Source organism: Microbacterium sp. 18062 (assembly GCF_902706225.1).
GTDB lineage: Bacteria > Actinomycetota > Actinomycetes > Actinomycetales > Microbacteriaceae > Microbacterium.
This window is the reverse complement of the sequence record NZ_CACSKB010000013.1, coordinates 74237-85132: the sequence shown is the minus strand read 5'-3', so window position 1 is coordinate 85132 and position 10896 is coordinate 74237. Positions and strand designations below refer to the sequence as shown.

Annotated in this window: 9 protein-coding genes; 7 read left to right on the top strand and 2 right to left on the bottom strand. The window is 70.9% G+C overall.

Annotation, left to right across the window (positions count from 1 at the left end; translation table 11 throughout):
* Positions 1-104 precede the first annotated feature (104 nt).
* Together GVL03_RS07030 and GVL03_RS07025 are read left to right on the top strand one after the other, a co-directional pair.
* Positions 105-1121: an aldo/keto reductase family protein gene (locus tag GVL03_RS07030; protein WP_159500272.1), complete on the top strand. Its 1017-nt coding sequence runs from the start codon at positions 105-107 to the stop codon at positions 1119-1121.
* A gap of 20 nt (positions 1122-1141) precedes the next feature.
* Entirely contained in the window at positions 1142-1615 is a 474-nt protein-coding gene (locus tag GVL03_RS07025) for an NUDIX domain-containing protein (protein WP_159500271.1), read from the top strand.
* Between the two features lie 182 nt (positions 1616-1797).
* Here the strand turns inward: GVL03_RS07025 and ppsA are convergent, their stop codons facing one another.
* Positions 1798-4188: a phosphoenolpyruvate synthase gene (gene ppsA / locus GVL03_RS07020; protein WP_159500270.1), complete on the bottom strand. Its 2391-nt coding sequence runs from the start codon at positions 4186-4188 to the stop codon at positions 1798-1800.
* A 40-nt stretch (positions 4189-4228) separates the two neighbouring features.
* Positions 4229-5065: a pyruvate, water dikinase regulatory protein gene (locus GVL03_RS07015; RefSeq protein WP_159500269.1), complete on the bottom strand. Its 837-nt coding sequence runs from the start codon at positions 5063-5065 to the stop codon at positions 4229-4231.
* A 646-nt stretch (positions 5066-5711) separates the two neighbouring features.
* Here GVL03_RS07015 and GVL03_RS07010 point away from each other — a divergent pair.
* From GVL03_RS07010 to GVL03_RS06990, 5 genes are read left to right on the top strand one after another with little or no spacing between them, the layout of a single operon-like run.
* Positions 5712-6386, top strand: a complete 675-nt coding sequence (locus GVL03_RS07010) for a GntR family transcriptional regulator (protein ID WP_159500281.1) — start codon at positions 5712-5714, stop codon at positions 6384-6386.
* Positions 6383-7909 carry an MmgE/PrpD family protein gene (locus GVL03_RS07005; RefSeq protein WP_159500268.1) on the top strand — a complete coding sequence of 509 codons (1527 nt, stop codon included), beginning with the start codon at positions 6383-6385 and terminating at the stop codon, positions 7907-7909. Before GVL03_RS07010 ends, GVL03_RS07005 begins: the two co-directional genes overlap by 4 nt.
* Positions 7909-8808, top strand: coding sequence for a methylisocitrate lyase (gene prpB, locus GVL03_RS07000; protein WP_159500267.1), 900 nt, complete (start codon positions 7909-7911; stop codon positions 8806-8808). Before GVL03_RS07005 ends, prpB begins: the two co-directional genes overlap by 1 nt.
* Positions 8809-8859: 51 nt before the next feature.
* Positions 8860-10050: a bifunctional 2-methylcitrate synthase/citrate synthase gene (locus GVL03_RS06995; RefSeq protein ID WP_159500266.1), complete on the top strand. Its 1191-nt coding sequence runs from the start codon at positions 8860-8862 to the stop codon at positions 10048-10050.
* 34 nt (positions 10051-10084) lie between these two features.
* Complete coding sequence (locus tag GVL03_RS06990) at positions 10085-10861, top strand: enoyl-CoA hydratase-related protein (RefSeq protein ID WP_159500265.1); 777 nt, start codon at positions 10085-10087, stop codon at positions 10859-10861.
* Positions 10862-10896 lie beyond the last annotated feature (35 nt).

Here is a 10896-nt window from a genome sequence, read left to right as displayed (position 1 = left end):
GTGGGCAGGGTCTGAGGTGTATAGGAGACGGGGGTGGGGGGCGGGGCGGGGGAAGGCCGACCGCGACGGCCCCCGATATCGGAGCGGAGCAGTAGCGTGGAGGGATGGTCAACTACCGGTATCTCGGCAACAGCGGATTCAAGGTCTCGGAGATCACCTACGGCAACTGGGTGACGCACGCCTCGCAGGTGGAGAACGATGCGGCGATCGCGACGGTGCACCGCGCGCTCGACCTCGGCATCACGAGCTTCGACACCGCCGACACCTACGCGAACACCGCGGCGGAGGTCGTGCTCGGCGAGGCCCTCAAGGGACAGCGCCGCGAGTCGCTCGAGATCTTCACGAAGGTGTACTGGCCGATCGGCCCGAAGGGTCCGAACGACCAGGGACTGAGCCGCAAGCACATCTTCGACGGCATCCACGGCTCGCTCGAGCGCCTCGGCGTCGAGTACGTCGACCTGTACCAGGCGCACCGGTACGACTACGAGACCCCGCTGGAAGAGACGATGCAGGCGTTCGCCGACGTCGTGCGGCAGGGCAAGGCGCTCTACATCGGCGTGTCGGAGTGGACGGCCGAGCAGCTGCGCGAGGGGCACCGGCTCGCCGTCGAGCTCGGGTTCCAGCTGGTGTCGAACCAGCCGCAGTACTCGGCGCTGTGGCGCGTGATCGAGGAGAAGGTCGTGCCGACCTCGGAGGAGCTCGGCATCTCGCAGATCGTCTGGTCGCCGATGGCGCAGGGCGTGCTCAGCGGCAAATATCTGCCGGGTCGGCCCGTGCCCGCCGGCTCGCGGGCGACCGACGACAAGAGCGGCGCCGCGTTCATCAAGCGGTTCCTGCGCGACGAGGTGCTCGAGGCGGTGCAGCGGCTGAAGCCGGTGGCGGACGAGGCGGGGCTCACGCTGCCGCAGCTGGCCATCGCCTGGGTGCTGCAGAACCCCAACGTGTCGGCCGCGCTCGTCGGCGCCTCCCGCCCCGAGCAGCTCGACGACACCGTCAAGGCCTCGGGCGTGACCCTCGACGCCGACGCCCTCGCGGCGATCGACGCGGCCCTCGCGGGCGTCGCGGAGACCGACCCGGCGCTGACGTACGAGGTGTCGCCGAAGAGCCGCCCCGGCGCCTGAGGCCCGGAGGGGCCGTCGCGATGACCGTGCACAGCGCGGGTCTGCTGCTGCACCGCCTCGGGGCGGCCGGCGTCGAGGTGCTCGTCGCGCATATGGGCGGGCCGTTCTGGGCCCGCAAGGATGCGGGGGCCTGGTCGCTCCCCAAGGGCGAGTACGACCCGGATGCGGAGGCCGCGCTCGACGCGGCGGTCCGGGAGTTTCGTGAGGAGCTCGGTGTCGACCCTCCGGAGGGGCCGTACGCCGAGCTCGGCACCTTCCCGTACGCGTCGGGCAAGCGGGTGACCGTCTTCGTCGCGGACGGCACAGGCCTCCCGCTCGACGACGTGCGCTTCGGCGAGTTCGAGATGGAGTGGCCGCCGCGCTCCGGGCTCACCGCATCCTTCCCCGAGGTGGATCGGGTGGAGTGGGTGACGCTCGACGCCGCGCGCGAGTTGCTCGTGAAAGGCCAGCGCCCCGCTCTCGACGCGCTCGAACGCGCGCTCTCCGAGCTCTGATCCGCGCTCTGACCCGGTCTCGGAGGCGTGCCGGGGCCGGGCCGGGGTCGCGAGACTGCACGGTGGCGCCGAGACCGTGGGGTTACCCCGCTGTCTCGGCGCCCCGCTGCAGTCTCGCGGATAGGCAGGGGGCGGATAGGAGGAGGGCGGATAGGCAGGGGTGCAGGGCGGGCCTCGACCGCTCAGCGCGCCCGGGCCTGGGCCGGGCTCGGGGACGCGGCGAGTCTCAGCCAGGTCTCGACGACCGTGTCGGGGTTCAGCGAGATCGACTCGATCCCCTGTGCGACGAGCCACTCGGCGAGGTCGGGATGGTCCGAGGGGCCCTGTCCGCAGATCCCCACGTACTTGCCCTTCGCGCGGCACGCGGCGATCGCCATCGACAGGAGCTTCAGCACCGCGGGGTCCCGCTCATCGAAGGTCTGCGCGACGAGCGAGCTGTCGCGGTCGAGGCCCAGCGTCAACTGGGTCATGTCGTTTGAGCCGATCGAGAAGCCGTCGAAGAACTCGAGGAACTCCTCGGCGAGCAGCGCGTTGCTCGGCAGCTCGCACATCATCTGCACGCGCAGGTCGTTCTGTCCCCGGCGCAGGCCGTTCTCCGCGAGCAGCTCGATCACCGCATGCCCCTCGCCGACCGTGCGCACGAACGGGACCATGAGCTGCACGTTCGTGAAGCCCATCTCGTCCCGGACGTACCGGAGCGCCTCGCACTCCATGTCGAAGCACGCCCGGAAGTCGGCGGAGATGTACCGCGAGGCGCCGCGGTAGCCGAGCATCGGGTTCTCCTCGTGGGGCTCGTAGAGCTCGCCCGCGACGAGGTTCGCGTACTCGTTCGACTTGAAGTCGCTCAGCCGCACGATCACCGGCTCGGGCCAGAAGGCCGCCGCGATCATCGAGACGCCCTCCGCGACCCGCCGCACGAAGTACTCGCGCGGCGTGGCGTAGGCCGCGGTCATCCGCAGCACCCGCTTGTGGATCTCGTCCGGCAGCGTGTCGGCCTCGAGCAGCGCGCGGGGGTGGATGCCGATCTGGCGGTTGATGATGAACTCGAGGCGGGCGAGCCCGACCCCGTGGTTCGGCAGCCGTGAGAAGGTGAACGCCTGGTCGGGGGTGCCGACGTTCATCGTGATCTTCACGGGCACCTCCGGGAGGCTGTCGAGGAACGTCTCCTGCTGCTCGAACGGGAGCAGGCCCCGGTACACGAACCCGGTGTCGCCCTCCGCGCACGAGACGGTGACCTCGTCGCCCTCGGCGATCGTGCGGGTCGCGTCGCCCGTGCCCACCACGGCGGGGATGCCGAGCTCCCGCGCGATGATGGCGGCGTGGCAGGTGCGGCCGCCGCGGTTCGTCACGATCGCGCTCGCCCGCTTCATGATCGGCTCCCAGTCGGGGTCGGTCATGTCCGCGACGAGCACCTCGCCGGGCCGGAACCCGTCCATCTGGTCGATGCTGGTCAGGATGCGGGCGGAACCCGCTCCGATGCGCTGCCCGATCGCGCGTCCGGCGACCGCCACCTCGCCGCGCTCGCCCAGCACGAAGCGCCGGATGACGCCTGCCTCGGTCCGCGAGACGACCGTCTCGGGCCGCGCCTGCACGATGTAGAGCAGCCCGTCGACGCCGTCCTTCGCCCATTCGATGTCCATCGGCCGCCCGTAGTGCGTCTCGATCGTCAGCGCGTGGCGCGCCAGCTCCTCCACGTCGGCGTCGTCCAGCGAGAAGCGTGCGCGGCTGTGCTCGTCGACGTCCTCGAACGCCGTGCTGGCGCCGGCGTGGTACGCGTCGGTGTACCTCATGGCGATCGCCTTCTCGCCGACCGACCGCTTCAGGACGGCGGGGCGGCCGGCGCGCAGGGCGCGCTTGGACACGTAGAACTCGTCCGGGTTGACCGCGCCCTGCACGACCGCCTCGCCGAGACCGTACGCGCTCGTGACGAACACCGCGTCGTCGAAGCCGGACTCGGTGTCGACCGTGAACATGACGCCCGACGCGCCGCGGTCCGAGCGCACCATCCGCTGCACCCCCGCCGACAGCGCGACCTCCTCGCCGTCGTACCCCTGGTGGGCGCGGTAGGCGATCGCACGGTCGTTGTACAGCGAGGCGAACACGGTCTGCACCGCGCGCAGCACGTTCTCGGCGCCGGCGATGTTCAGGAACGTCTCCTGCTGACCGGCGAAGGACGCGTCGGGCAGGTCCTCGGCGGTGGCGCTGGAGCGCACGGCCCAGGTGACGTCCGCATCCGACTCGTCGACCAGTCGGTCGTGGGCGGCGAAGATGTCGCGCTCGACGTCGGCGGGGAAGGGCTGCTCCTCGACCCACGCGCGGATGTCGGCGCCGGCGCTCGAGAGCGAGGCGACGTCCTCGACGTCGAGCGTCGCGATGCGGTCCCGGATGCGGCCGGCGAGCCCCTCCGCCTCCAGGAACCGTCGGTACGCGTCCGCCGTCGTGGCGAACCCGTTCGGGACACGGACGCCGAGGGCGGACAGGTGCGACACCATCTCGCCGAGCGAGGCGTTCTTGCCGCCCACCCGGGGCACGTCGTCCATGCCGATCTCGTCGAACCACAGGATGTTGGTCATGGGGCGCCTTTCTGTCGGGCCGGCCGCGGGGCGGAGGCTGTCATGGTCGGATCCGCAGGGACTGCATGATGACGGCGGACATCTCCTCGACGCTCTTGGTCGACGAGTTCACGAACGGCACCCGCGTGCGCCGGTAGAGCTCCTCGGCGCGGCGGAGCTCCAGGGTGCACTGCGCGAGGCTCGCGTACCGCGAGTTCGGGCGCCGTTCGTGGCGCACCTGGCTCAGCCGCAGCGGCGTCGTCGTGATGCCGAAGCAGCGCGCCGCGTACGGGGCCACCGCCCGCGGCAGCCCGTCGGTCGGGAAGTCGTCGTCGGTGAGCGGGTAGTTGGCCACGAGCAGCCCGTACTGCAGTGCGAGGTACATCGTGGTGGGCGTCTTGCCGCAGCGCGACGGGGCGATGATGACGACGTCGGCGAGGTCGAGAGCGCGGGTGCTCTGTCCGTCGTCGTGCTCGATCGCGTACTCGACGGCGCGCATGCGGGCGAAGTAGCGCTCGACGTCGCCGACCCCGTGGTACTGGCCCTGCTGCTCGGAGGCGGTCACGCCGAGCGCGCGCTCCAGCTCGATGAGGTGACCGCCGAGCAGATCGATCCGCGTCGACCCGGCGCGGTCGAGCACCTCGCTCACGGTGGGATCCTTCACCGTCGTGAACAGAAGCGGCTCCTCACCGCTGCGCGCCGCCTGCTCGATCTCCCGCCGGACGTTCTCGGCGCCCTCGGGGGTGTCGACGAAGGGGATCGTCCGGCGGGCGAACTCGACGCCGGGAAAGTTCACCAGCAGGGCGCTTCCGAGCGTCTCGGCCGTCACCCCGGTGCTGTCGGAGACGAAGAAGACGGCCCGCCGCGCGGGGAGGGCCGGGGCCGGGGCGTTCGGCACGATCGGTCTCCTCGGGGTCGTCGGACGGGTGCCGACCGCGTTCGTCGGGATGGGTGCGACCGGTTCCGTTCGGGTGATTCCGGTTCGGCGGAGTGCTCGGACACGACGTTACGGAAGGTTCTCGGGCGATCTCCGACTCGGCGGTCGTTAATTTTTCCGTTATTTCACGCTCGGGTAAGCGCGGTCGCCCCTGCGCCAGCGGGGAGTCACTCGTCCTCGGTCTCCGAGTGGGCGGGTGGCTCACCGGTCGTCGGATTCGTGGGGCGGATGTTGCCGCGTGAGGCGGGTGAGGTGCCCGAACCCGTGCTCGATCCGACGACCGGGTGCGACCTCGGCCGCGAGCGGGCGGGAAGTTCGACAGGGCTCGGCGCTGTCGGCGGTCCTGCCGCCGACCGGCTCACCCCAGCGCCACCACCAGGGCCGCCGCCGAGCGTGATCCGGATGAACCCGGGGCTGAGGCGTCGGACCACGATGACGGTGATGCGGAAGGCGCTGTACGCCCAGCGGCGGACGTGTTGCCTGCTGCGGGGTGAGCGAGGAGATCGAGCAGGACTCTCTGTATACGAAGATTGCCTCTTGATGCCCTCATGGCGCGTATTCATCGAATTGTGTATACACTATGTGTGTGAGCGGCGACGAAGGTGCGATGCGGGCGAGCGATCGCGCATACCGCGCACTGCTCGAGGAGATCCAGTCCGGCGCCCTGCGCCCGGGCGCGGTGCTCGGCGAGGTGGAGCAGGCCACGCGGCTCGGGGTGAGCCGCACGCCGTTGCGCGAAGCACTCGGCCGTCTTGCCGCGGACGGACTCGTCGCGCAGCAGTCCCCGCGGGTCACGGTCGTCACCGACATCGACGCGACCGACATCCGCGAGCTCTTCCAGGTGCGCCGCGCGCTCGAGGAGACCGCCGCGCGGCTCGCCGCCGAGCGCGCCGATCCCGCCGAGTTCTCGCAGCTGGCGGACGAGTTCGCCGCCGTCGATCCCGCCCGGGACGCCGACGGGTACTACGCCCTCATCGCCCGGTTCGACGCGGCCCTGGACGCCGCCGTCGCCAACGACTACCTGACCGCGGCCCTGCGCACCGTTCGCACCCACCTCGTGCGGGTGCGCCGGCTCGCGCGCGACAACCCCGAGCGGCTGGCCGCATCCGTCGCCGAGCACCGTCAGATCGCCGCCGCGATCGCAGGTGCCGACGGAGAGCTCGCCGCACACGCGACGCACGTGCACCTGCACAACGCGCTCGTCAGCATCCTGGCGTCCCTCGCGGACGCCGACGTCCCCGGCGCGGAGGGCGCCGACCGATCAGCACTGGGAGCAGCATGACCATCACGCATCACCTGCGCGTCCACACGAGCGACGAGGACCTCCCCCGGGAGGGGCAGCTCGCCTGGCGCATCGCCGAGGTCGCCGCCGACCCGGTCGGGGTGGAGCCCGAGGTCGTCGACATGATCGTCAACCGCCTCATCGACAACGCGGCGGTCGCCGCCGCATCCCTGACCCGGCGCCCGGTGAGCGCGGCGCGGCAGCAGGCGCTCGACCACGCGGTCTCGACCGGCGGCTCGGGCGCCACCGTCTTCGGATGCGCGATCACGCGTCGCACGAGCCCCGAGTGGGCGGCGTGGGCGAACGGCGTGGCCGTGCGCGAGCTCGACTACCACGACACCTTCCTCGCGGCGGAATACTCGCACCCGGGCGACAACATCCCGCCCATCCTCGCGGTCGCCCAGCACGTCGGCGCCGCGGGCGCGGCGCTCGTTCGGGCCATCGCGACCGGGTACGAGATCCAGATCGACCTCGTCCGCGCGATCTGCCTGCACAAGCACAAGATCGACCACGTGGCGCACCTCGGACCCTCCGCCGCGGCGGGCATCGGGACCCTCCTCGAGCTGCCGGTCGAGACGATCTATCAGGCGATCGGACAGGCCCTGCACACGACCACGGCGACGCGGCAGTCGCGCAAGGGCGAGATCTCCACCTGGAAGGCCCACGCCCCCGCCTTCGCCGGCAAGATGGCGGTCGAGGCCGTCGACCGGGCGATGCGCGGCGAGACCTCGCCGTCGCCCATCTACGAGGGCGAGGACGGCGTCGTGGCGTGGCTGCTCGACGGCAAGGACGCCTCCTACGATGTGCCGCTGCCCGCCGACGGGGAGCCCAAGCGGGCGATCCTCGACTCGTACACGAAGGAGCACTCGGCCGAGTATCAGGCGCAGGCGTGGATCGACCTCGCCCGCAAGCTCGGCATCGAGAACCCGGCCCTGCGCGACCCGGAGAACATCGCGTCGATCGTGCTGCACACGAGCCACCACACGCACTATGTGATCGGCTCGGGGGCGAACGACCCGCAGAAGTATGACCCGGAGGCGTCCCGCGAGACGCTCGACCACTCGATCCCGTACATCTTCACCGTCGCCCTGCAGGACGGCGCCTGGCACCACGTCGACTCGTACGCGCCGGAGCGCGCGGCGCGACCGGACACCGTGGCGCTGTGGCAGAAGGTCGCGACGGCGGAGGATGCGGAATGGACCCGCCGCTACCACTCCGAGGACCCCGCCGAGAAGGCGTTCGGCGGCCGCGTCGAGATCCGTCTCGCCGATGGATCGACGGTCGTCGAGGAGATCGCGGTCGCCGACGCCCATCCGCTGGGCGCGCGTCCGTTCGCCCGGGAGGACTACATCCGGAAGTTCCGGATCCTCGCCGAGCCGGTGCTGGAGGAGGCCGAGATCGAGCGGTTCCTCGCGCTCGTGCAGCGGCTGCCGGAGCTGACCGTGGACGAGGTGCGGCAGCTGACGATCACCGCGAAGCCGGGCGTCATCCTCTCGGCCCCCGCGCCCAAGGGGCTCTTCTGATGCTGTACGCGACCACCCCGGCCGCCGAGAAGCGGCGGCTGTTCCGGGAACGCCTCGCCGCGGGGGAGCTCCTGCGGTTCCCCGGCGCGTTCAACCCGCTCTCGGCGCGACTCATCGAACGCAAGGGGTTCGAGGGCGTCTACATCTCGGGCGCTGTGCTGGCCGCGGACCTCGGTCTTCCCGACATCGGCCTCACGACACTCACCGAGGTCGCCGGCCGCGGGCAGCAGATCGCCCGGATGACCGAGCTGCCGGCGATCATCGACGCCGACACGGGCTTCGGCGAGCCGATGAACGTGGCCCGCACCATCCAGACGCTGGAGGACGCGGGACTCGCCGGTGCGCACATCGAGGACCAGATCAACCCGAAGCGCTGCGGTCACCTCGACGGCAAGGCGGTCGTCGACGAGACCACCGCGATCAAGCGGATCCGCGCGGCCGTCGACGCCCGCCGGGACCCGAACTTCCTCATCATGGCGCGTACCGACATCCGGGCCGTCGATGGACTGGATGCGGCGATCGACCGGGCCAAGGCCCTCGTCGACGCGGGTGCCGACGCGATCTTCCCGGAGGCGATGCGCGATCTCGCCGAGTTCGACGCCGTCCGCGCGGCGCTCGACGTGCCGATCCTGGCCAACATGACCGAGTTCGGCAAGAGCGACCTCTTCTCGACGGCGCAGCTGCGCGACGCCGGAGTGAACATCGTGATCTGGCCGGTGTCGCTGCTGCGCATCGCGATGGGGGCGGCGGATCGCGCGCTCGACACGCTGCAGGACGAGGGGCACCTGACCTCGAGGCTCGGCGAGATGCAGCATCGCGCCGAGCTGTACGACCTGATCGACTATCCGCAGTACAGCCGCTTCGACCAGAGCGTCTTCGACTTCGAGGTCACCCGCTGATCCCCGAGTCCCCTGCACGCTGAACCCGGCAGTCCCCACGAAGGAGTGATCATGACCGAAACACCTGAGATCAAGAAGGGCCTGGCCGGCGTCGTCGCGGACGTCACCGCCGTGTCCAAGGTCAACCCCGAGACCAACTCGCTGCTGTACCGCGGGTATCCGGTGCAGGAGCTCGCCGCGACGCAGCCCTTCGAGGCGGTCGCATACCTGCTCTGGCACGGCGAGCTGCCGACCGACGATGAGCTCGCCGAGCTGCGGCGGGTCGAGCGCGAGCACCGTCCGCTCACAGCCGCCGTCCAGGCCGCGATCGACCTGGTGCCGCTGGGTGCCCACCCGATGGACGAGGTGCGCACCGCGGTGAGCGTGCTGGGGGCCGCGGAGCTCGCCGGCACCGGATCGGTGCTCGATGCCGGCGGCAGCGTCGAGGACAACCTGGCCCGGAGCATGGGGCTGTTCTCCGCGCTCCCCGCCATCGTCGCGTACGGCCAGCGACGCCGGCGCGGCCAGGAGGCCGTCGCGCCGCGCGACGACCTCGACTACGCGGCGAACTTCCTCTGGATGACCTTCGGCGAGGAGTCGGACCCCGTCGTCGTGGACGCGTTCAACCGCTCGATGATCCTCTACGCGGAGCACTCGTTCAACGCGTCGACGTTCACGGCGCGGGTGATCACGAGCACCCTGAGCGACCTGTACTCCGCCGTCGTCGGCGCGATCGCCGCCCTGAAGGGCCCGCTCCACGGCGGGGCGAACGAGGCGGTGCTGCACATCTTCGACGAGATCGGCGATGCGCGGAACGTCGACAGGTGGCTGGAGGAGGCCCTCGCCTCCAAGCGCAAGATCATGGGCTTCGGTCACCGCGTGTACAAGCGCGGCGACTCGCGGGTGCCCACGATGAAGGCGGCGCTCGACGAGCTCGTCGCCCACTACGACCGGCCTGACGTCGCGGCGCTCTACGACGCGCTGGAGAGCGAGTTCGTCGCCCGCAAGGGCATCTACCCGAACCTCGACTACCCCTCCGGGCCGGCCTACAGCCTCATCGGCTTCGACACCCTCACCTTCACGCCGTTGTTCGTCGCCGCGCGCGTCACCGGATGGACCGCGCACATCGCCGAGCAGCTCGCCTCGAACGCGCTCATCCGGCCCCTGTCGCTGTACGACGGGCCGGCCGAGCGGCACATCCCCGGATACGTCCCGGATGCAGCCGATCTCGTGGCCGCGGCGCGCGCGGAGGAGCAGGGGTGAGCGTGGGCGCGCCCCGACGTGCCACGATGGCGCCATGACCTCCTACGAGACGATCCTGGTCGAGCAGCGCGGACGCGTCGGATGGATCACCCTGAACCGCCCGCAGGCACTCAACGCCCTGAACTCCGTCCTCGCGGGGGAGCTGGCCGCGGCGGTCGCCGCCTTCGACTCCGACGAGGGCGTCGGATGCATCGTGCTGACCGGCAGCGAGCGGGCCTTCGCCGCCGGAGCGGACATCAAGGAGATGGCCGACAAGAGCTCGCGCGAGATGCTGATGGACAGCCCGTTCGCGCCGCTCGAGTCGATCTCGCGGGCGCGCACGCCGCTCGTGGCCGCCGTCGCCGGCTTCGCGCTCGGGGGCGGCTGCGAGCTCGCGATGACGTGCGACGTGATCCTCGCGGCCGACAGCGCGAGGTTCGGGCAGCCCGAGATCAACCTGGGCGTGATCCCCGGGCTCGGCGGGACGCAGCGACTCACCCGCGCGGTCGGCGCGTACAAGGCGGCCGAGCTGGTGCTCACCGGTCGCACGATGGATGCCGCCGAGGCGGAGCGGGCGGGACTCGTCTCACGGGTCGTGCCGGCGGCGGACCTGCTCGACGAGACGCAGGCGCTCGCCGAGACGATCGCGGCGAAGTCGCTGCCGGTCGTCTACGCCGCGAAGGAGGCCTTGCGCGCCGCGCAGGAGACCTCGCTCGCCGAGGGGCTGCGCTTCGAGGGGCAGGTCTTCGCCGGACTGTTCGCGCTGGAGGACCAGAAGGAGGGCATGGCCGCCTTCCGCGAGAAGCGTGCGCCTAAGTTCCACCATAGCTGAAACTGCGTCTCACTCTCGGAGTGAATAGAATCGAC

What these genes read in the sequence shown, in the direction of transcription:
- GVL03_RS07030 (WP_159500272.1), top strand. Translation starts at nt 105, where the DNA reads ATGGTCAACTACCGGTATCTCGGCAACAGCGGATTCAAGGTCTCGGAG.
- ppsA (WP_159500270.1), bottom strand. Translation starts at nt 4,188, where the DNA reads ATGACCAACATCCTGTGGTTCGACGAGATCGGCATGGACGACGTGCCC.
- GVL03_RS07025 (WP_159500271.1), top strand. Translation starts at nt 1,142, where the DNA reads ATGACCGTGCACAGCGCGGGTCTGCTGCTGCACCGCCTCGGGGCGGCC.
- GVL03_RS07010 (WP_159500281.1), top strand. Translation starts at nt 5,712, where the DNA reads ATGCGGGCGAGCGATCGCGCATACCGCGCACTGCTCGAGGAGATCCAG.
- GVL03_RS07005 (WP_159500268.1), top strand. Translation starts at nt 6,383, where the DNA reads ATGACCATCACGCATCACCTGCGCGTCCACACGAGCGACGAGGACCTC.
- prpB (WP_159500267.1), top strand. Translation starts at nt 7,909, where the DNA reads ATGCTGTACGCGACCACCCCGGCCGCCGAGAAGCGGCGGCTGTTCCGG.
- GVL03_RS06990 (WP_159500265.1), top strand. Translation starts at nt 10,085, where the DNA reads ATGACCTCCTACGAGACGATCCTGGTCGAGCAGCGCGGACGCGTCGGA.
- GVL03_RS06995 (WP_159500266.1), top strand. Translation starts at nt 8,860, where the DNA reads ATGACCGAAACACCTGAGATCAAGAAGGGCCTGGCCGGCGTCGTCGCG.